Annotated in this window: 19 protein-coding genes and 1 pseudogene; 10 read left to right on the top strand and 10 right to left on the bottom strand. The window is 65.1% G+C overall.

The window, feature by feature from the left end; genetic code table 11:
• Positions 1-15: 15 nt before the first annotated feature.
• Genes PQR02_RS20005 through PQR02_RS19995 form a run of 3 tightly spaced genes read right to left on the bottom strand, consistent with a single transcriptional unit; the run spans position 16 to position 3,003 of the window.
• On the bottom strand, positions 16-978 hold the full coding sequence (locus PQR02_RS20005; RefSeq protein WP_408234625.1) for an MlaD family protein: 963 nt from the start codon (positions 976-978) through the stop codon (positions 16-18).
• 16 nt (positions 979-994) lie between these two features.
• The gene (locus PQR02_RS20000) at positions 995-1,873 is read right to left on the bottom strand and encodes an ABC transporter ATP-binding protein (RefSeq protein ID WP_408234622.1); all 879 of its coding nucleotides are present in this window, start codon (positions 1,871-1,873) and stop codon (positions 995-997) included.
• The gene (locus tag PQR02_RS19995) at positions 1,870-3,003 is read right to left on the bottom strand and encodes an MlaE family ABC transporter permease (protein ID WP_408234619.1); all 1,134 of its coding nucleotides are present in this window, start codon (positions 3,001-3,003) and stop codon (positions 1,870-1,872) included. Before PQR02_RS19995 ends, PQR02_RS20000 begins: the two co-directional genes overlap by 4 nt.
• A gap of 106 nt (positions 3,004-3,109) precedes the next feature.
• Here PQR02_RS19995 and PQR02_RS19990 point away from each other — a divergent pair, with 106 nt between their 5' ends.
• From PQR02_RS19990 to PQR02_RS19980, 3 genes are read left to right on the top strand one after another with little or no spacing between them, the layout of a single operon-like run.
• A complete protein-coding gene (locus tag PQR02_RS19990) occupies positions 3,110-4,027 on the top strand; it encodes a biotin--[acetyl-CoA-carboxylase] ligase (protein WP_408234616.1) in 918 nt (305 codons plus the stop codon).
• Positions 4,024-4,848, top strand: a complete 825-nt coding sequence (locus PQR02_RS19985) for a type III pantothenate kinase (protein ID WP_408234613.1) — start codon at positions 4,024-4,026, stop codon at positions 4,846-4,848. The genes PQR02_RS19990 and PQR02_RS19985 overlap by 4 nt, the downstream gene beginning before the upstream one ends.
• A gap of 55 nt (positions 4,849-4,903) precedes the next feature.
• A complete protein-coding gene (locus PQR02_RS19980) occupies positions 4,904-5,143 on the top strand; it encodes a hypothetical protein (protein WP_408234610.1) in 240 nt (79 codons plus the stop codon).
• 111 nt (positions 5,144-5,254) lie between these two features.
• Here PQR02_RS19980 and rfaE2 read toward each other — a convergent pair whose 3' ends face one another.
• From rfaE2 to PQR02_RS19950, 6 genes are all read right to left on the bottom strand, one after another.
• Positions 5,255-5,737: a D-glycero-beta-D-manno-heptose 1-phosphate adenylyltransferase gene (gene rfaE2 / locus PQR02_RS19975; RefSeq protein WP_408234607.1), complete on the bottom strand. Its 483-nt coding sequence runs from the start codon at positions 5,735-5,737 to the stop codon at positions 5,255-5,257.
• A 185-nt stretch (positions 5,738-5,922) separates the two neighbouring features.
• Entirely contained in the window at positions 5,923-6,795 is an 873-nt protein-coding gene (locus tag PQR02_RS19970) for a ferritin family protein (RefSeq protein ID WP_408234605.1), read from the bottom strand.
• 572 nt (positions 6,796-7,367) lie between these two features.
• Positions 7,368-8,186 carry a PhaM family polyhydroxyalkanoate granule multifunctional regulatory protein gene (locus tag PQR02_RS19965; protein WP_408234602.1) on the bottom strand — a complete coding sequence of 273 codons (819 nt, stop codon included), beginning with the start codon at positions 8,184-8,186 and terminating at the stop codon, positions 7,368-7,370.
• Positions 8,187-8,268: 82 nt separating this feature from the next.
• A complete protein-coding gene (locus PQR02_RS19960; RefSeq protein ID WP_408234599.1) occupies positions 8,269-9,201 on the bottom strand; it encodes an enoyl-CoA hydratase/isomerase family protein in 933 nt (310 codons plus the stop codon).
• 78 nt (positions 9,202-9,279) lie between these two features.
• A complete protein-coding gene (locus tag PQR02_RS19955; protein ID WP_408234596.1) occupies positions 9,280-10,503 on the bottom strand; it encodes an ABC transporter substrate-binding protein in 1,224 nt (407 codons plus the stop codon).
• 304 nt (positions 10,504-10,807) lie between these two features.
• Entirely contained in the window at positions 10,808-11,791 is a 984-nt protein-coding gene (locus PQR02_RS19950) for a fumarylacetoacetate hydrolase family protein (RefSeq protein WP_408234593.1), read from the bottom strand.
• 290 nt (positions 11,792-12,081) lie between these two features.
• Here PQR02_RS19950 and PQR02_RS19945 point away from each other — a divergent pair, with 290 nt between their 5' ends.
• The 7 genes and pseudogenes from PQR02_RS19945 (at position 12,082) to PQR02_RS19915 (ending at position 20,468) form a co-directional block, all read left to right on the top strand.
• On the top strand, positions 12,082-12,984 hold the full coding sequence (locus tag PQR02_RS19945; protein WP_408234590.1) for an IclR family transcriptional regulator: 903 nt from the start codon (positions 12,082-12,084) through the stop codon (positions 12,982-12,984).
• A 262-nt stretch (positions 12,985-13,246) separates the two neighbouring features.
• Entirely contained in the window at positions 13,247-14,533 is a 1,287-nt protein-coding gene (locus PQR02_RS19940) for a DUF3108 domain-containing protein (RefSeq protein ID WP_408234587.1), read from the top strand.
• Positions 14,534-14,699: 166 nt separating this feature from the next.
• The gene (locus tag PQR02_RS19935) at positions 14,700-15,488 is read left to right on the top strand and encodes an alpha/beta fold hydrolase (RefSeq protein WP_408234584.1); all 789 of its coding nucleotides are present in this window, start codon (positions 14,700-14,702) and stop codon (positions 15,486-15,488) included.
• A gap of 118 nt (positions 15,489-15,606) precedes the next feature.
• A complete protein-coding gene (locus PQR02_RS19930; RefSeq protein ID WP_149668579.1) occupies positions 15,607-15,864 on the top strand; it encodes a BTH_I0359 family protein in 258 nt (85 codons plus the stop codon).
• A gap of 346 nt (positions 15,865-16,210) precedes the next feature.
• Positions 16,211-17,281, top strand: a complete 1,071-nt coding sequence (locus PQR02_RS19925) for a homocysteine S-methyltransferase family protein (RefSeq protein WP_408234580.1) — start codon at positions 16,211-16,213, stop codon at positions 17,279-17,281.
• A 38-nt stretch (positions 17,282-17,319) separates the two neighbouring features.
• A pseudogene (metH, locus tag PQR02_RS19920) lies at positions 17,320-20,103 on the top strand (methionine synthase); the annotation flags it as partial.
• A gap of 155 nt (positions 20,104-20,258) precedes the next feature.
• Positions 20,259-20,468: an acid-shock protein gene (locus PQR02_RS19915; RefSeq protein WP_408234577.1), complete on the top strand. Its 210-nt coding sequence runs from the start codon at positions 20,259-20,261 to the stop codon at positions 20,466-20,468.
• A 146-nt stretch (positions 20,469-20,614) separates the two neighbouring features.
• Here PQR02_RS19915 and PQR02_RS19910 read toward each other — a convergent pair whose 3' ends face one another.
• Positions 20,615-20,941 carry a DUF1840 domain-containing protein gene (locus PQR02_RS19910; protein ID WP_408234574.1) on the bottom strand — a complete coding sequence of 109 codons (327 nt, stop codon included), beginning with the start codon at positions 20,939-20,941 and terminating at the stop codon, positions 20,615-20,617.
• Positions 20,942-20,948 lie beyond the last annotated feature (7 nt).

Here is a 20,948-nt window from a genome sequence, read left to right as displayed (position 1 = left end):
TTCAAACCTTCGGATTCAGCGCGCGGCGCCGGCGGCGGGCCACGTGAAGCCGGCCTCGCCCGGGCCGGGCGCCGCAGCCGGCGCGCCGAACAGCACGCTGCGCGGACTGGTGCTGAACGTGTCCGCCGCGCGGTCCACCGAGCGGGCCGCCGAACGCACGTCCTCCGCGAGCGAGTTGACGCGCGGCAAGGTGTCGTAACCGACCCGCGCCGACAACTCCTGCAACGTGCCGTTCATCGACGTGAGCGCTTCGCCGGCCTGCTGCGCCGCCGTGCCGACCTTGTTCAGGTTGGTCTCCAACGGGCCGTTCGGGCGGTTCAGGCCGGTGACCAGCTGGTTGGTCGATGCCAGCGTGCGATTCAGTTGATCGATCGTCGCGGGCAGCTTGGCGGTGGCCGGCGCGATCTGCTGGGTCAGCGTGGCGACGCCGTCGGCGGCTTTCTGCAGGCTCGCCGCCGTGCCCCGCAACTGCGCGGCCATCTCCGGCGACAGCATATTGTTCACGTCGTCGGCAACCTTTTCGAGCTTGCGCAGCAATATGTCGCCGCGCTGCTGCAACTGGTCGAGCAGGCCGGGGCGCATCGGCAGCTGCGCCACATTGTGAATCGACGACGGCAGCGGCCGCGGATCGCGCCCGTTGTCATCGAGCTGGATGAAGGCGATCCCCGTCACCCCCTGGAAGCCCAGGCTGCCGAACGTCGAATGGGTGATCGGCGCGCGCGTATCGACGAGGATGCGGACCAGAATCTGGCCCGGATGACTCGGATCGAATTTGATCGACTGCACCTTGCCGACGTCGAGCCCGCGATAGCGCACGGCGGCATCGGCAAAGAGCCCGGTCACGTTGGTGCGCGCGATCAGATCGTAGGGCACCCGCACGGAACGGTCGACGTTGAACAGAAAAGCCGCCACCGCGATGGCCAGCAGCAGGACGATCGTGAACAGTCCGGCCCAGAAGGCGTGCGATTTGTTTTCCATTGTCAGTGTTCCTGGTTCACAGCGGCAATTCGGACGACGCCGGCGCGAGCGCCGCGCGCGGCAGCTTCGCGCGGCGCTCCGGCGGCAGCGCCTGCAACGCGCGGCGCCCACGCAGGCCGAGGAAATATTCGCGGATAAACGGATGATCGACGCCCGCCGCCTCTTCGACCGGCGCGGCGACCAGCACCTTGCGATCGGCCAGCACGGCGACGCGGGTGGACAGCGCCACCATCGTGTCGAGGTCGTGCGTGACCATCACCACCGTCAAACCCAGCGCGCGATGCAACGCGGAGATCAGTTCGACGAATTCATCGGATGCCTCGGGGTCGAGCCCGGCGGTCGGTTCGTCGAGGAACAGCAGTTCGGGTTCGAGCGCGATCGCGCGAGCAATGCCGACGCGCTTGATCATCCCGCCCGACAGCGCCGACGGCATCTTCGACGCATGCTTGCACGGCAGGCCGACCATCTCGAGCTTGAGCATCACGATGTCGCGCATCAGGTCTTCGGGCACCGTGCCGAGTTCGCGCACCGGCTGCGCGATGTTGTCGAACACCGACAGCGACGAGAACAGCGCGCCGCGCTGAAACAGCATGCCGGAGCGGCTGCGCATCAACAGCGCGGTTTCCGGCGAGACGGTCGCGAGGTCCTCGCCGAACAGCTTGATGGTGCCGGACGACGGCCGCTCCAGGCCGAGAATCTGCCGTATCAGCGTGGTCTTGCCGGAGCCCGAGCCACCGACGATCGACACGATCTCGCCGCGCCGCACGTCCAGGCTCAGATGCTGATGCACGATGTTGCGGCCGTAGCGCTTGGTGATGTCGATCACCTCGATCACCGGCTCGGCGATCGATGGCACGGGCTGGCCGCGCACGGCCTGGGTGAGTGGCGCGATCATCCGAGCCCCACTTTCTGGAAGAGAATCGCGAACACCGCGTCCGCGAGAATCACGATGGTGATCGAAGTCACCACCGAGGTCGTCGTGCCTTCGCCGAGACTCTGCGAGTTGGCCTTGATGCGGAAGCCGAAGTGACAGCCGGCGATCGCGATCAGCATGCCAAACGCGGCGCCCTTGCCGAGGCCGATCCACAGATTGGCGATCGGCACCACGCCCGGCAGCGCGCGCGCGAAGTAGCTCATGTCGATGCCGAGCACGATCTTGGCGGCGAGCGCGCCGCCCGTCAGCGCGATGATGTTGGTCCACATCACGAGCAGCGGCATCGCCACGCCGAGCGCGACCACGCGCGGCAGGATCAGGCGCAAGCCATGCGGGATGCCCATCACGCGCATCGCGTCGAGTTCCTCGGTCACGCGCATCACGCCGATCTGCGCGGTGATCGCCGAGCCCGAGCGGCCGGCCACCAGAATCGCCGAGAGCACCGGGCCCAGTTCGCGGATCACCGCCAGCCCGAGAATATTGACGATGAACTGGTTGGCGCCGAAGAGCCGCAACTGCTGCGCGGACAGATAGCTGAGCACGATGCCGATCAGGAACGCGACCAGCGCGGTGATCGGCAGCGCGCGGGCGCCGGCGTTGTAGATGTTCGCCGAGATTTCGGTCCACGGCGTGATTTTCGGCTTGCGCAGGATCGCCAGCAGATCGAGCACGACGCGCCCGAGCATGGCGACGCCGCCGTACAGGTGTTCGAAGAACGAGAAGATCCCGAGGCCCAGGCGCGTGAACGGGTCGTACTTGACCACCGGCTCGGCCTTCTCGCGCACCGTGTCGAGCAACGCGATGCGCTCGAAGATGTCGCGCTGCGTATCGTTGAGCGTGGTGTCGGGCGGCATCCTGCGGCCCCACACGCGCCACAGCGCCTGGCCGCCGACGTGATCCATCCGGTCGACCCGCGACAGGTCCCACTGGCCGATGCCCTCGGCGCCCGTCAGCGAGCGCAGCAGTGGGATCACATGCCCAGTGTCGCGGTCGCGCGCGAGCGCGAGCGCCGTCCACTGGCCCGAGAGCCGGACGATCTTGCCTTGGCTGCCGGCCACGACTTCAAGGCCAGGCGGAGTGTCGTAGTTCAAGGATCGCGAGAATCTGGTTATCGGTTTAGGGGCCATTGTAGCGAACGCGCGGCGGATAGGCCGTGCTCGAAACCTCAGGGAGTTCGCTGTCGCTACAATATGCGCTATGAACGCTTCCAAGACTCCATCCCAGGCCGCGCCCGCGGCTGCAACGGGCGCCGACTGGCGCATCGACCGCGAGCGCGCCGTCGCGCTGTTCGGCGCGCACGCGCATGACTGGCCGATCGAAATCGTCGAGGAAACCGGCTCGACCAACGCCGACCTGATGGCGCGCGTGAAGGCGCTGCCGCGTCGAGCCGGGGCGCTGCCGCGGCCGATCGTGCGGGTCGCGTATCTGCAAACCGCCGGCCGTGGCCGTCGGGGCCGTCCATGGTATGCGGAGCCGGGCAATGCGCTGCTGTTTTCGGTCGCGTGCGTGCTGCCGCGTCCGCTCGAAGGGCTGGCGGGCCTGAGTCTCGCCGTCGGGGTCGCGCTGGTCGACGCACTGCGCTCGCTGCCGGTCGCCGGCCCTGGCCAGATTGCGCTGAAGTGGCCGAACGACGTTCTGCTCGAAGGCGACAAGCTGGCCGGCATCCTGATCGAAACCGCGTGGAGCACCGACGACGCGAGCGCCGTGGTGATCGGCATCGGCACCAATGTGAAGGGCGCCGACGAGCTGGCGGCCAAGGTCGGCGCGCTGAACGCCGGCGCACCGCCGCACGCGCGCGGCACCGTGCCGACCGCGCTGCAACGGGCGCTGCCCAACGCCAATCTGACCGACACGCTCGCCGCCGAACTGAACGCGCTCGAACCGGCGCTGCAACGCTTCGGCGCGGAAGGCTTCGCGCCCTTCCAGGCGCGCTGGAACGCCGTACATGCGTACGCGGGCCGCGAAGTGGTGCTACTGGAACAAGGCGAGGAACTGACGCGCGGCGTGGCGTCGGGCGTCGACGAGCGCGGCCAGTTGCTGCTCGATACCGCCAGCGGCCGCCAGACCATTGCGACCGGCGACGTCTCGCTGCGCCTGTCCGACGGTGCCGCATGACGAGCGGCGCGCCTCATCTGCTGATCGACGCGGGCAATAGCCGGATCAAGTGGGCACTGGTGCGAGCCGACGGCACGCAGCTCGCGGCCGGCGCGCTCACCCATGTCACGCATGGCGGCGCCGATCAACCCGACTGGTCGCGCTTGCCGACGCCCGTCGGCGCCTGGTTGTCCAACGTCGCCGGCGAAGGCGTGGCCGCCCGGATTACGGCGCTGCTCGACGCGCACTGGCCGCAATTGCCGCTCACGACGATCCGCGCTCGCGCGCAGCAATGCGGCGTGACCAATCGCTACACCACGCCGCAGGCGCTCGGCAGCGACCGCTGGGCCGGCATGATCGGCGCGCACGCGGCGTTTCCCGGCGAACATCTGCTGATCGCGACGTTCGGCACGGCGACCACGCTCGAGGCGTTGCGGGCGGACGGCTGCTTTGTCGGCGGTCTGATCGCGCCTGGCTGGACGCTGATGATGCGTTCGCTCGGCGAGCACACCGCGCAACTGCCGACGCTCGACGCCGCCGCGGCCCGCGGCCTGCTCGATGACGGCAGTGCGCCCGACGCGTCGCGCCGCGGCCCGTTCTTCGCGACCGATACGCCGCGCTCCTTGTCCGCCGGTTGCACGCTGGCACAAGCGGGTTTGATCGAGCGGACCTGGCGCGACTTGCGGGATGAGTGGCAGGTGCCGGTGCGGCTGGTGGTCGGCGGCGGCGCGGTGGACGAAGTGGCGAGCGCGCTCAAAGTACCGCATACTCGCCACGATTCGCTCGTGCTGTCCGGCCTGGCGCTGATCGCCGCCGAACGCGCGACACAACACGGCGTCTGAGTCGCGGCCTGCGGACGGCAGCGGCTTACTTTTTTCTCGACGGGGACAACCGACAATGCTTCGCTGGCCGATCGCCATATTGTTACTTGCCAACATCCTGGCATTCGTCGCGGTGCGCGGCGTTTTCGGCCCCCCGCCCACCGCCGGAGGACGTGAGCCTGTGCACCTGAATCGCGAAGTTCACCCGGACTGGTTGAAAGTGCAAGCGGTCGCGACTGCGCAAGCGGCCGATCAGCCGGTGGTCGGTGGTCCGGCGCCGGCAGCGCCGATCGCGGCATCCGAATTGCCGCAGTAACGAGGCATGCGCGGCCAGGTTCGAGCGGGCGGCGTGGCACGCCCGGCCTCGGGCTCCCCTCTAGATGACGACGTGACGACATCGCCACAGCACGTCCGCAGCGGCGGCTAATCAGCCTTGCGCACGAACCTTCTTTAGCAGCGCGGTGGTCGAGCGATCATGCTCGAACGGAATGGCCAGCGCCTTGCCGCCCCAGCCGCGCACGATGGCCGACTCGGGCAGTGCGTCCATATCGTAGTCGCCGCCCTTGACCAGCACGTCCGGCCGCAGCGCCGAAATCAACTCGACAGGCGTCTTCTCGCCGAAGCACACCACGTAGTCGACACTCTCCAGCGCCGCCAGCAACGCCATCCGGTCGGCTTCGTTGTTGATCGGCCGGTCGTCGCCCTTGCCGAGCATGCGCACCGAAGCATCGCTGTTCACGCCGACGATCAAACAGGCGCCCAGGGCCTTGGCATCGGCGAGATATGTCACATGCCCGCGATGCAGGATATCGAACACACCGTTGGTGAACACGACTGGCGCGTTCAACGACGGACGCAGTTTCGCCAGTGCATCGCGCGTAAGAATTTTGCGTTCGAAAGTAGCAGCCATCACAGAGCGGAAGAAAGAGAGAAAATGCCGTCACGATACACGGCGCACGCCATCAAGCAAAACGGTCCGGCAAGCTCACGCCTGCCGGACCGTTTTCTGAAACCGCAAAAACCTTGCTCAGCGCGGCCGCCGAAGCGGGCCTGAGTTCCCGCACCCATCGCGCGAACTCACCCGCATCAATCGCCTCAAGCCAGTTGTTCCGCCGACTTCTGCTCCGCCTGCAAGCGCGTCACCACTTCCTTGCGATAACGGTTCAATTCCTGCGCGGTATTGAACGTGCGCTCGAACAGAATCGACAGATTGTGCAGAATGCGCTCGACCACCTTCTTTTCCCAACCGTCGTCGAAACGGATCTGCTCGTCGAGCCAGCGTTCGAGCCATTCCGGGTCCGGCAGGCGCGATTGGATCGTGTCGCGCGGGAACAGCGCCTGATTCACGTGCAGATTGGTGGGATGCAGCGGCTTTTCCGTGCGGCGCGCCGATGCCATCAGCACGCCGATCTTCGCAAACGCAGCACGCGCGATGTCGCCGGTTTGCGCCATCGCTTTCTTCATGTAGCGCAGATACGCGCCGCCATGCCGCGCTTCGTCGCGCGAAATGGTTTCGTAGATCTGCTTGATGACCGGCTCCGTGTGCCATTCGGCCGCGCGGCGGTACCAGTGATTCAGGCGGATTTCGCCGCAGAAGTGCAGCATCAGCGTTTCGAGCGGCGGCGCCGGATCGAACTCGAAGCGCACCGCGTGCAGTTCTTCTTCGGTCGGGCACAGTTCGGGCTTGAAGCGGCGCAGATATTCCATCAGCACCAACGAATGCTTCTGTTCTTCGAAGAACCACACGCTCATGAACGCGGAGAAATCGCTGTCGTGATGGTTGTCGCGCAGAAACATTTCCGTGGCGGGCAACGCCGACCATTCGGTGATCGCGTTCATCTTGATCGTCGCGGCCTGCTCGTCGGTCAATAGCGATGCATCGAACTTGTCCCAGGGAATGTCTTTCTCCATGTCCCATCGAACGGATTCGAGCGATTTATAAAGTTCCGGATAAAGCATGGTGTTCATAGTCCCACCCCTGTTCTGCGCATACTGTCTGTGTCTGTCACTACTACGTGTCGCAATTCTTGTTCACGACGAACGAAAAACGCCGTCTGTCGGCCAAGCGTTCAATTTTACGCGGTAATCGGCTGCCCAGATGCACCGGGCAGCAAAGAAGTCCGGGCGCGTGCGCCAGCGCGGTCAACTCTGGATAAGTTATGCGCTGGGCGGCCAACCGTGGGTGAGGGATACCCTATGCCTGAGGTCGAGCCAGTTTGCGATGAAAACCCGCACCGTCCAGCCCTGCGCCGGTGATTCCCGGCGTCGAATCAAGCGAGGGCGGCTGGAGTGGTTCTTTTCAGCGCACGCCCAAAAGCCAAATTAAGCTTACACAATGATAGCACGCTGACTTGTCCCAACCCGCGCGACAACGGCCGCAAATGCGCTAGTTGATTGACATTTTTCAACACATCGCGCGATCCGCGCAGTGTCGCGGACAAACGGGGGCAAAACCATGACACGCGGCCAACTTATCGTTTCGAGTCGTGCGGTTGCATGGCTTGCTCCCCCGCTTTTCGTTCTGACTTTCGTTCCTGCCGTTAAGTGGACTTTTTCGAGCCTGAACCGCTCGCGCTCGTGCTACCCGCGCGCTTGGCGGCTGCCGGCGCCCGCTTCGCAGCCGGTCGTTTCGTGGCGGCCTTCGCGTCGTCGGTCGACGCAGGCGAGGCGCCAGCCGCCGAACTGCCCGCCGGCGGCGCGCCCGCCGCATCTTGTGCGGCGTCCGTTGCCGACCGTCCACCCGCTGCGGCCACAGCCACTGACGGTTGCGTCACCGCGAATTGGGCGATCTGGTTGAACTGGGATTGCAGCAGGTTCCACCATGCGGACGCGTCGAACGCGGGCGTGGCGGGCGTCTCTTCCTCGCCGTTCCCGGCTGAAGCCTCGTTGTCCGCTTGCGGCGCGGCGCTTTCCGGCGACGCGGCACTTGGCGCGGCCGGAGCGGCCGGATGCGGCCAGCCCCTCGCCGGCGCCGGACTCGGCGCGGCGGGCACCGCAGCCGGCTGCGCCATCGATGACTGCGCGAACGCGCCGAACGCGCGCAGTGCCGCGAGCGTCGCGCGCTGCACTTCGAGCGCCTGGATCGCGGACTGCAGCATGCTCAGATTCAGCTTTAGCCATTGTTCGACCGCGCGCATGTCGGTGATGCGCTTGTCGAGTTCTTCGATGTTGGTGAGCGGCGCCATCATGTCGGACATCATCGACAGCGACGGCCCGAGGCTGCCGCCAGATTGCGCGCCGGTGAGCGCGGAACCGAACGGCGAGAGCCGCATCATGCCCCACATCTGATCGAGTATTTCAGCGGGCGGAAAACCCGGAAAGCCGGGAAACGGCGGCGTGGAATCAGTCGTGTCGGTCATGCTTGTCGCCTCGCTGCATAAGGGGAAGGAGTGAGCGCGATGCGCGCGCTGTTGAGTCGATCATACCTTGCGGAACACGGCGTCAGGGCCGCTCGTGGCTCGCTGCGCCGTTGTCGGCGCCGTTGTCGGGGCTGTTGTTTGCACCATTCCCCGGCGGTTGCTGCGGCGGTTCGCGCCACGGGTCGGTTGCACCAAAATCGGGGGCGCGGCGCTCGCGCAGTGAGTTCACGCCTTCGCGCACGTCCGGCCCGGCAAAACCCATGAATTCCAGCGCGAGCGACGTATCGAATGCGGGCCCCGCCGAACGCAGCCAGTTGTTCAACGCGTACTTGGTCCAGCGGATCGCCGTTTGCGAACCATTGGCGAGCTTGCGCGCGACTTCGAATGCCTTGGGCAGCAGATCGTTTTCATCGACGGCGAGCGACACCAGGCCGATCCGTTCCGCTTCTTCACCGCTCACCGGCTCGCACAGCATCAGGTAGTACTTGGCCTTCGCCATCCCGCACAGCAGCGGCCAGACGATCGCCGCGTGATCGCCGGCGGCGACGCCCAGACGCGTATGCCCGTCGATGATCCGCGCGCCCTTCGTCGCGATCGAAATATCGGCGAGCAGCCCCGCCACGAGTCCCGCGCCGACCGCCGGACCGTGCATCGCCGAAACGATCGGCTTGCTGCAGTTGATCACGTTGTAGACGAGATCGCGCGCCTCGCGCCACACGCGCGCGCGCACGTCGAAATCGGTCGCCATGTCCTCGACCAGTTGCAGATCGCCGCCCGCCGAAAAGCCCTTGCCCGCGCCGCGAATGATCGCGACCCGCGTGTCGGGATCGCGGTCGATGTCGCGCCAGATCTCGGCGAGTTCGAAGTGCATCCGCGCGTTGGCGGTGGCGAGCCCGCTTTTGTTCGCGCCCTCGCCGCTCATCACGACTTCGAGCACGCCATGCGGATGACGATGCAACTGGAGCGACTGGTAGTGCGCGTAATACGCGTCGTTACTGTATGGTGCGTGAGACATGATAAGCAATCCGTATGTTGCTGCGGCGGTTGAGCCGGTTGAACCGGGGCCAGGCCGGCAAGCGCATGGGCTGCGCATTCAACGCGGCTGATAAACCCACTTCGCGTTCCTGATTTCGACCATCACGCGCGCCCGTTGATCGAGCCCGAGATGATCGGTGGCGCTCATGTTGACCACGCCGTTGGTGTCCGCGAGTCCATGCGTCGCTTCGAGCGCGTCGCGCAGCGCGCGGCGAAATTCCGGCGTGCCCGGCGCGCCCGCCTTCAGCGCGATCGGCACGGCCTGGTTGAGCAACGCACCCGCGTCCGAGGTGTACGAGCCGAACGCCGACACGCTGCCCACTCCGCGCAGCGCCTCGAAGCGCGCGATGTAGTCGAGCGCGAGGCGCCTGGCCGGATGGTCCGCCGGCAATTGCGCGGCGACCAGCACCGGGCTCGCGGGCAGGAAGGTGCCGTTGCAATCGGCGCCGCACACGCGCAGGAAGTCGTTATTGCCGACCCCGTGATTGTGATAGATCAGCCCTTTGTAGCCGCGTTCGCGCAGTGTCTTCGGCGGCAGCGCGGCGGGTGTGCCCGCGGCGCCCACCACCACCGCATCGGGATGGGTCGCGAGGATCTTGAGAACCTGGCCGGTCACGCTCGGATCGGTGCGATTGAAGCGCTCGCTCGCCACCATGTCCATATGATGCAGTTGCGCAAACTTCGCGACTTCGGCGTAGAAGGTCTCGCCGAGCGCGTCGGCCTGGCCGATGAACGCAATGGTTTTGACGCCGTGCGTGCTCGCGTGTTCGGCGATCGCCGAGGCCATCATCGCATCGGTCTGCGGCGTCTTGAATACCCAGTGGCGTTTCGCGTCGACCGGCTCGATGATCTTCGCCGACGACGCCAGCGAGATCATCGGCGTTTGACCGTCGGCGACCACGTTGATCATCGCCAGCGAATTCGGCGTGATCGACGAACCGATGATCGCATCGACGTGATTCTCGGAGATCAGCTTCTTGGTGTCCTGCACGGCCTGGGTGGTGTCGGAGGCGTCGTCGAGCACGATGTACTCGACGGTCTGTCCGCCGATCTGTTTGGGCAGCAACGCGACCGTGTCGCGTGCGGGAATGCCGAGTGACGCGGCCGGTCCGGTGAGCGACAGCACGAGGCCGATCTTGACCTGGGCGGACGCCATCAGGGGCAATGCGCAAGCGAGCGCCGCGCACAGCGTGGCGGCGCGCCGCGCGAGCCGGCCGCGCGGCAGGCCCGCACTCGCGTTCGCGCGCACGTTTCCAGATTCAAGAGATTCCAATCGCGGCATGCTGTCTCCTCACGTCGGTTTTTCGTTTTGATGGACTGCCGATGCCCGCTCACGGCCCGCTGGTCGCGGGTCTCGGGTCTTGGGTTTCAACGGGTCTGAAGCGGGTTTTTCCAACACCCAGCGGCCAGCCACCCCGGCCCTGCCGCCGCGCAAGTCAGTGTAGCCGCGCGCCGGGGCGGCGGCATCGGGCGAAACCCTTTCGCCCGTACGAGGGTTTGCGTCGAGGTTCGCGCGGATGCGCTCACCGGTCGCATGCCCCGTTGCGCCCGACAAGCCAGCTTCAAACCCGGCCTCAAGCCCAACTTCAATCCAGCGGCGCGATGCCCTGCTCGATCGACCCGAAAATCGACTTGCCCGCGTCGTCGAGCATTTCGATCTTCACGACATCGCCGTACTTCATGAACTCGGTTTGCGGCGCACCGTGCTCGATGGTTTCGAGGCAGCGCTTCTCGGCGATACAGCAGTAGCCGCGCTTCGCGTCCTTGTTCGACACCGTGCCCGAGCCGACGATCGCCCCGGCGCGCAGGTTGCGCGTTTTCGCCGCGTGCGCGATCAGTTGGCCGAAGTGGAACACCATGTCGGTGCCAGCGTCCGGCTGGCCGACCTTTTTGCCGTTCCAGTGCACGATCATCGGCCGGTGGACGCGGCCTTCGCGCCAATGCTCGCCCAGTTCGTCGGGCGTGACCGCGACTGGCGCGAACGACGTGGCCGGCTTGCTCTGGAAAAAACCGAAGCCCTTCGCGAGTTCGGCGGGAATCAGATTGCGCAGCGACACGTCGTTGGCGAGTGTGATCAAACGCACGCTTCTGAGCGCCTGGTCGGGCGTGACGCCCATTGCCACGTCGGCGGTGATCACGGCGACTTCCGCTTCGAAGTCGATGCCGAACGCTTCGGATGCGCACACCACGTCGTCTTTCGGACCGATGAAGTCGTCGCTGCCGCCCTGGTACATCAACGGGTCGGTCCAGAATTCCGGCGGCATGTCGGCGCCGCGCGCGCGCCGCACCAGTTCGACATGGTTCACGTACGACGAGCCGTCGGCCCATTGAAACGCGCGCGGCAGCGGCGCCATGCATTCCTTCGCGTCGAAAGAAAAGGTGTTGCGCGCACGGCCCTGATTGAGCGCGTCGTACAGGTCCTGCAGTTGCGGCGCGTAGAAGGCCCAGTCATCGAGCACGCGCTGCATGGTGGGCGCGATCGCGTCGGCGATGCCCGCGGTGTGCAGGTCGCGGGACACGACGATCAGTTGGCCGTCGCGCGTGCCGTCCTTCAGCGTGGCAAGTTTCATAGAGGAGTGAACCGTGTTAGTGACGATAGAGGGAATCTATTCTACGATGGTGAATCGGCGTGACCCAAGTGGACGAGGGCCTGTGCGGGTAGAGGCGGCTGCGGCGCGCAGGCTACGAGTCGTGCGTTGCCAGGCGTGATGGCAGGCGCGCTCGCGAGTGTCGCTGCGCGGCTGCGCTTGCCAACCCTGGTTGTTGACCACGCGTGTAAGCCCGCTTGCAAGCCCCCTTGTCACGCGCAGCCACTCATTTCTTTCCGTCATTTTTTGAACGCGCTCGATGCGCCCTGCTCATGCCCTCAACTGCCCGCTCCGGCGCGATCCGCCCCTCCGCCGACAACGCCACCGCTGAACCGCTCGACGTCCGCGAAGCCGACGACGAAAGCATCGAGGCTGGCGAAGAGAAACTGCGCTCGGGCATCCAGTCGATCGAGGTCGGTTTCAGACTGCTCGACGTGCTGACCCGCGAACCGCGCGCCATGATGCTGCGCGATCTTGCGCAACGCGCCGGCATGAGTCCGGCGAAAGCGCATCGCTATCTGGTGAGTTTCCTGCGCCTCGGCGTGGTCGCGCAGGACCCGCTGTCGGGCCGCTACGAGTTGGGCGGCTTCGCGTTGCAACTGGGGCTCGCGCGGCTTGCGCGCGTCGATGGCGTGAAGCTCGCGCGTATCGCGCTCGCCGAACTGCGCGACCGGCTCGATCTGACGGTGGGCATCGCGGTATGGGGCAATCAGGGGCCGACCATGGTCCACTGGATGGAATCGAGCCATCCGGAGAAGGCATCGTTGAAACTGGGCGACGTGATGCCGCTGCTCAGTTCCGCCACCGGCCTGCTGTTCGCCGCGTATCTGCCGGCAAGCAAGACCGCCGCGATGCTCGAGCGCGAACTGGCCGACTCACGTCGCTCGTCACACATGAGCGGCCCGCGCACGCGTGAGGAGGTGGACAAGGTTCTGGCCGAGGTGCGCGAGCACCAGGCCGCGCGCGTGGAAGGAATGTTGCTGCCGACCATCCACGCGTTCTGCATGCCTGTGTTCGACTCAACCGGCGAACTCGCGCTCGGGCTCGTCACGCTTGGTCAGGAAGGCGTGTTCGATATCAGTTGGGGCGGCGAGATGGACAGGGCGCTGCGTGAATGCGCGGAAAAGCTTTCGTACGAGCTGGGGTATAGTGCCGCGCCGCGTCACGCGGATTGAGTCGCGGTCGCGCCCCGGTCAAAGGCGTTGAAACTTGAAGCTGGCGGCACTACGCAGTACGTGCCGTGCAAACGTTTGGCTTGCGCGCGTTTTCGCCGGCGCGGAACATCGTGCGTGACCAGGCGGTCGAAACCGTTCGCGGCAAGATCACGCGCCCGATCACGTGCTAGCGCATCGGATCAGGCGGCTTTTGCGGGCAACCGCTGCAAGCGCGCCACGCTCAGCAATCCCAACCCTTTCGGTCCCACACATTCAATCGCCGATGGCCACTGCTTCCACCACACGCCGTACCAATCGACCGCCGCCCAACGGGCCGCGCGATGGTTCGCGCACATGGCGGTGGCTTGCGGTACTCGCGGCGGTGGCCGTTGTGCACTGGATCGCCGCGCAGTGGTTCGAGCGCAACCGCGCGACCCTAAATCCTGCGGACCATGGGCGCGTGCCGGTGCAAGTTGCGCTGTTGACGCCCGAGCGGATCGACACCCAACCCGCCGCCGCCGCGCCGCCCAAGCCTGCCCCGGCGCCGGCGCGCAAGGCCGTCGCGAGTCCGCCGCGCGAGCATGTGCTGACCGCGCTACAGCCGGCCACGCAAGCCGCGCCGCCGGCTGTAGCGGCATCGGACGCGGCGGCCAGTGCGCCGCCGGCCGCGACGCCCGGACCCGATGCGAACGCTGGGGCCAATGCGGCCGCCACCGCCGCAGCCAGCGCACCCGCCGCGGCCAGCGCGCCGCAAGCGTCGACTGGCGTGAAGTTTTCGGTCCCGCCATCCGGCGAATTGCAGTACGACACGTTCTACAACGGCGTGCGCAACCCGCCCGGTACGATCCACTGGACCAGCAACGGGCAAAGCTACGAAATGATTGTCTCGGTGCCGGTGCCTTTCGTCGGCCCCTTCGTCTATTCGAGCCATGGCCGCATCGACGCGTTCGGCCTCGCGCCGGACCAGTACGTCGAAAAGCGCGGCCGTCGCGCGGAAGACATCGCGATCTTCAATCGCAACGAAAAAAAGATCGCGTTCACGCGCACGCCTGCCTCGCTGCCGTTGCCAGACGGCGCCCAGGACCGCTTCAGCATGGTGATGCAGCTCGCCAGCCTCGTGCGCGGCGATCCGGCCGCCTACAAGCCTGGCGTGACACGGCAGTTCTTCGTGGTCGATAACGACAGCGGCGAAAACTGGCCGGTCGAGACGATCGGCGACGAAACGATCCGCACCACCGAAGGCTTTCTCGACGCGCGTCATTTCAAACGCCTGCCTCGCCATGATGGCGATATGCGCCGCATCGACGTGTGGCTCGCACCGTCGCTCGGCTGGCTGCCGGCGCGCATCGTGCAAACGGAACCGAACGGCACGCAATTCGAGCTGTTATGGCACGGCAAGCTCGATCTCGACAGCACGGGCTCGGCTGATGGCAACGGCGCAGCCGCGGGCTCCCCTTCTTCGCCGGACAATTCGGCCAACCCACAGGCCGCCGACGCATCGGCAACTACGCCCGGCGTCACGCCCGCTTCGCCGGTCGATTCGACCGGGCCAGGCGTCATCAAGCCCTGACATCCCTTTGATGAGCAGGGTCTTCCAAAGATCGCCGAAACTTCAGCGTCAACGCTGACTCGCACGCATTGCTGCAACAGTTCGCGTGGCTGCCGCGTATACGGCCGAAGCAACACACGGCGGGCGCGAACGAACCCTTCCACTGCGTTCCCTTTAAGGAGCCCGCATGCAAGTGAACATCAATGGAATCGAAACGCGCTACGTGCTGAGCAATGAGGGCGGCGGCCCGTGGCTGACGTTCATTCATCAACTCGGCGGCGACCTGTCCGTCTGGGACCAGCTTGCCGGCTATTTCCGCGACGACTACACCGTGCTGCGCTACGACGTGCGCGGCCACGGCGAGACGGCCCTATCAGATAAACGGTTCGGCGTGAGCGATCTGTCAGACGATCTCGCCGCGCTGCTCGATGCGCTCGGTGCGCCGACGACGCATCTGGTCGGCATGTCGATGGGCGGCATGATCGCCCAGCAGTTCGCGCTAAACCAGCCTTCGCGCGTGGACAGTTTGACAATTGCCGACAGCACGAGCGGCACTTTGCCGGAAAACCGCGCGGTATGGGACCAGCGCGCCCATGCGGCGCGCAGCGATGGCATGGCCGCGCTGCTGTCCTCGACGATGAACCGGTGGCTCACGCCCGACTTTCAGGCCGCGCATCCCGAAGCAGTCGAACAGATTCGCGACGTGCTCGCGCATACGTTGCCAGAAGGCTACGCAATGGCGTGCGAAGCGCTGCGCGATTTCGACATAGGCAGTAAGCTGGGAAGCATCCGTTGCCCAACTCTCGCTGTGGCGGGCCGCCACGACTCGGGCACGTTACCTGCTGCTACGCAGGCAATAGCAGATGCCATCGAAGGCGCACAGTTCGACCTTCTCGACGCCGCACACCTCGCGCCCATCGAGCAATCTCACCGTTTTGCTGCACTGCTTGAAACGTTTCTTGAAAGGCCGGTCTAACCGGTAGGTTCGGAACTTTTACAAGCGTCTATCCGGACCCACCCCTTGAATTCCACAACATACGCTCCACGTATGGCGCAGAAACGGCCAGGAGCCAACGGAAATAAGGAGTGTCGCCATGCAAATGATCTACAACAGCCCCAACTATTGTGTCGTCGAGTTTCCGCCGCAGGAAGGTCTGCTGGCCATGAAGTCGGGTGGCTACGAGATCGTCGACAAGAACTTGCAGCGTGAGATCTACATTGACGGTGCTATGGCCGCGCGTTTTCGCGAGCACGTCCAGAAGCTGATCGAAGAAGAACCGTCGCTGGACGAAGTCGACGAATTTCTCGGCCAGTTCGACAGCCTGATGCATCAGCCGGTGATCCTTCACTAACCACGGGGATATAAGATTTAACTCGACGTTCTTGGCGACCCACATTGATTGACCGCGCCGCCGCTCCAGCCGGCGGCCCTTTGCTAAGACGGTCAGCAATCATGAAGCGGCCCAGCAGGCTTTCGCCTCGCTGGGCCGTTTTCTATGCAGGCGCTCGTGCGCGTGCGTGTCAAGGCGGTGGTCGCCCGCGATGGTGACCCACGCGCTTCTGGATTCGCGTTCTCTTTTCCTCACCGCCCCCGTCACGACAGCCGAGGCGGCCGCTTCGCCCATGCCGGGCGCATCCGGCCGGCAGCGGCTACAATGACAGGTTTTCCGAAAAAGCCGGCGCAAGCCCTCGTCCGCCATGAACCAGCCTGCTCAAACCGCCACGCCAGTCCGTCCCGAGTCCGCCTATACGCGCGGCACGGCGCTGCCCGCGCTGCTCAAGTCGCGCATCCTGATCCTGGACGGCGCAATGGGCACGATGATCCAGCGCTACAAGCTCGACGAAGCCCGCTATCGCGGCGAGCGCTTCAAGGACTACGGGCGCGACATCAAGGGCAACAACGAGTTGCTGTCGATCACGCAGCCGCAAATCATCGCCGAGATTCACGAGCAGTATCTGGCCGCCGGTGCCGACATCATCGAAACCAACACGTTCGGCGCGACCACGGTGGCGCAAGCGGACTACGGCATGGAAGCGCTGGCCGTCGAGATGAATCTGGAGTCGGCGAAACTGGCGCGCGCCGCGTGCGACAAGTATTCGACGCCGAACAAGCCGCGCTTCGTCGCCGGCGCGATCGGACCGACGCCGAAGACTGCGAGCATCTCCCCTGACGTGAACGATCCGGGCGCGCGCAACGTGACCTTCGACGAATTGCGCACGGCCTACTACGAGCAGGCCAAGGCGCTGCTCGACGGCGGCGTGGACCTGTTCCTCGTCGAAACCATCTTCGACACACTCAACGCAAAGGCCGCGCTGTTCGCGCTCGACGAACTGTTCGAGGACACCGGCGAGCGTCTGCCGATCATGATCTCCGGCACCGTCACGGACGCGTCCGGGCGGATTCTGTCGGGGCAAACCGTCGAGGCGTTCTGGAACTCGCTGCGTCACGCGAAGCCGCTCACGTTCGGGCTGAACTGCGCGTTGGGCGCGGCGCTGATGCGGCCGTACATCGCCGAGCTGGCGAAGCTGTGCGACACCTACGTGTCGTGCTATCCGAACGCCGGTTTGCCGAATCCGATGAGCGATACGGGTTTCGACGAATTGCCCGCGGATACCTCGGGCCTGCTCAAGGAATTCGCCCAGGCCGGTCTCGTGAATATCGCCGGGGGCTGCTGCGGCACGACGCCGGAGCACATTGCGGCGATCGCCCAGGCGCTCGCCGAAGTGAAGCCGCGCCAGTGGCCAACCCAGTATCGCGACGCCGCTTGAGTCGCATGAGTCGGGCGGCCTGAACACGGGCCGCCGCTCCCGCATCATCGCAGCAGACGCACCCAAGCCGCACCTCAACGCATCAATCGACTCGCACATACGCCATGACCGATCACACCATGCGCCTTGCCGGCCTCGAGCCGTTCAACGTCACGTCCGGGACGCTCTTCATCAACGTCGGTGAACGCACCAACGTGACGGGCTCGAAAGCGTTCGCGCGAATGATCCTGAACGACCAGTTCGACGATGCCGTCGCCGTCGCGCGCCAGCAGGTCGAAAACGGCGCGCAGGTCATCGACGTCAACATGGACGAGGCGATGCTCGATTCGAAAGCGGCGATGGTTCGCTTCATGAATCTGATCGCGTCGGAACCGGACATCGCGCGCGTGCCGATCATGATCGACTCGTCGAAGTGGGAAGTGATCGAAGCGGGCCTGAAGTGCGTGCAAGGCAAGGCGATCGTCAACTCGATCTCGCTGAAGGAAGGCGAGGAGGCGTTCCGTCATCACGCGAACCTGATTCGCCGCTACGGCGCGGCCGCCGTGGTGATGGCGTTCGACGAACAAGGCCAGGCCGACACCTTCGAGCGCAAGACGCAAATCTGCAAGCGCTCGTACGACTTCCTCGTGAACGAAGTGGGCTTTGCGCCGGAAGACATCATCTTCGATCCGAACATCTTCGCGATTGCCACCGGCATCGAGGAGCACAACAACTACGCGGTCGACTTCATCAACGCGACGCGCTGGATCAAGCAGAACCTGCCGTACGCGAAGGTGAGCGGCGGCGTGTCGAACGTGTCGTTCTCGTTCCGCGGCAACGACCCGGTGCGCGAGGCGATCCACACCGTGTTCCTCTATCACGCGATCCAGGCGGGGATGGACATGGGCATCGTCAACGCGGGGCAGCTCGGCGTGTATGCCGAACTCGATCCGGAGTTGCGCGAGCGCGTGGAAGACGTCGTGCTGAACCGTCGCGAAGACGGCACTGACCGGCTGCTCGAAATCGCCGACAAGTTCAAGACCGGCGCCGCCAGAAAGGAAGAGAACCTCGAGTGGCGCAACCAGCCGGTCGAGAAGCGTCTGTCGCACGCGCTCGTGCACGGCATTACCAACTTCATCGTCGACGACACCGAGGAAGTGCGCGCGAAGATCGCCGCCGACGGCGGCCGGCCGATCAACGTGATCGAAGGCCCGTTGATGGACGGCATGAATATCGTCGGCGACCTGTTCGGCCAGGGCAAGATGTTCCTGCCGCAAGTCGTGAAGTCGGCGCGCGTGATGAAGCAGGCGGTCGCGCATCTGATCCCGTTCATCGAAGAAGAAAAGAAGCAGCTCGCAGCGGCCGGCGGCGACGTGCGCGCGAAGGGCAAGATCGTCATCGCCACCGTGAAGGGCGACGTGCACGACATCGGCAAGAACATCGTGTCGGTGGTGCTTCAGTGCAATAACTTCGAAGTGGTCAACATGGGCGTGATGGTCTCGTGCAACGACATTCTCGCGAAGGCGAAGGTCGAAGGCGCGGACATCATCGGGCTGTCGGGTCTGATCACGCCGAGCCTCGAAGAGATGGCCTACGTCGCATCGGAGATGCAGCGCGACGACTACTTCCGCGTAAAGAAGATTCCGCTGCTGATCGGCGGCGCGACCACCTCGCGCGTACATACGGCTGTGAAGATCGCGCCGCATTACGAAGGCCCGGTGGTGTACGTGCCGGACGCGTCGCGCTCGGTGTCGGTGGCGTCGAGCCTGCTGTCCGACGAAGGGGCGGCGAAGTACGTCGACGAACTGAAGGCCGACTACGACCGCATCCGCGAGCAGCACGCCAACAAGAAAGCGCAGCCGATGGTCACGCTCGCCGAAGCGCGCGCGAACAAGACCAAGGTCGACTGGGCGAGCTACCAGCCGGTCAAGCCGAAGTTCATCGGCCGCCGCGTGTTCAGGAACTTCGATCTGAGCGACCTCGCGAACTATATCGACTGGGGTCCGTTCTTCCAGACGTGGGACCTGGCGGGCCCATATCCGGCGATCCTGAACGACGAGATCGTCGGCGAATCGGCGCGGCGCGTGTTCTCCGACGGCAAGTCGATGCTCGCGCGTCTGATCCAGGGCCGCTGGCTGCAGGCCAACGGCGTGATCGCGCTGTTGCCGGCCAACACCGTGAATGACGACGACATCGAAATCTACACGGACGAATCACGCTCGGAAGTTGCGCTCACGTGGCGCAATCTGCGCCAGCAAAGCGTGCGCCCGGTGGTGAACGGCGTGATGCGGCCGAACCGGTCGCTCGCCGATTTCATCGCGCCGAAGGACTCGGGCGTGGCCGACTACATCGGCATGTTCGCGGTGACCGCGGGCCTAGGCGTCGATGTGAAGGAAAAGCAGTTCGAAAAGGATCACGACGACTACAGCGCGATCATGCTGAAGGCACTCGCGGACCGCTTTGCGGAAGCGTTCGCCGAAGCGATGCACGCGCGCGTGCGGCGCGACCTGTGGGGCTACGCGAACGCCGAAACCCTCTCCAACGTCGACCTGATCGCCGAAAAATATCGCGGCATCCGCCCGGCGCCCGGCTATCCGGCCTGCCCGGATCACCTGGTGAAGCGCGACATGTTCGACGTGCTGCAAGCCACCGAAATCGGCATGAGCGTGACCGAATCGCTGGCGATGCTGCCGGCGGCGAGCGTGTCGGGCTTCTATCTGGCGCACCCGGACAGCACGTATTTCTCGGTCGGCAAGATAGGCCAGGATCAGCTCGAAGACTACGCGCAGCGCATGTCGCTGTCGAAACAGGATGCCGAGCGGGCGTTGGCGCCGTTGCTGTGAGCCATGTGGCGGGAAACCCACTATATCGAGTCTGAAAGACTGAATATTTGCGGCAACGCAATTTTCGGCTTTGTAGACTGAAGCGGCTTTATCCCGCCAGACGCGGCCAAAACGCGTCGGCTCATCCAATTGCAATCGCCAACGGAGAAAATCGTATGAAGAAGCTGACGCTGTTATTGACTGCTGTTTCGCTCGCGGTGGGCGCCTCGGCGGCGCTGGCCCAGCCCGCTGCCCCGGGCGGCTCCAGCGCGGTGAGCTCGTATTCGCCGCCGACGGAGAAACACGTCAAGAAGCCGAAGAAGCAGAAAACGACGAAAGGCGCGTCGGCTCCGATGGCCGCGCCGGCGGACGCCGCGAGCCAGTAACAGCCCGGCCCATCGATCGGAACAGCGCGTTGAACGACAAAGAGCCCGCATCGAGCGGGCTCTTTTCATTGGGTGCTTTGATGCGCCGTGGTTGGATCACGAGGCGTTGCCGTGGCAGCACATGCCCTCGCCCGCCATCACTGCAATCACAGCCCCCAGACGATGTCCGCGTTTTGCTTCTGCGCCGCGCGCAGCATGTCGAGGAACGGATACGCGCGCTGCGCGAGCCCCGGCGGAATCTCGTGATGGTCGCGGCCTTCCTCGCCCTCATGGAAGTGGCCGTCGTGTTCGGCGCGCTCCTGCTTGTCGAAGGTGATCGCCGCCTCTAGTTTCTCGATGGCCGGGCCCAGTTCGTCGTAAGTGATGACGCCCCGCGCCCCAAGGCGCTTGCCGACAATGCCGACCAGATACTGAGCCAGATTCTCCAGCATCATCACGTCTGGGCAGGCGCGGCATTTGAAAGTAATCAGCATGACTGTT

Source organism: Paraburkholderia sediminicola (assembly GCF_046026895.1).
GTDB classification, from domain to species: domain Bacteria; phylum Pseudomonadota; class Gammaproteobacteria; order Burkholderiales; family Burkholderiaceae; genus Paraburkholderia; species Paraburkholderia sediminicola_C.
The sequence above is the reverse complement of the archived record's forward strand: the minus strand, read 5'-3'. Positions and strand labels throughout refer to the sequence as shown.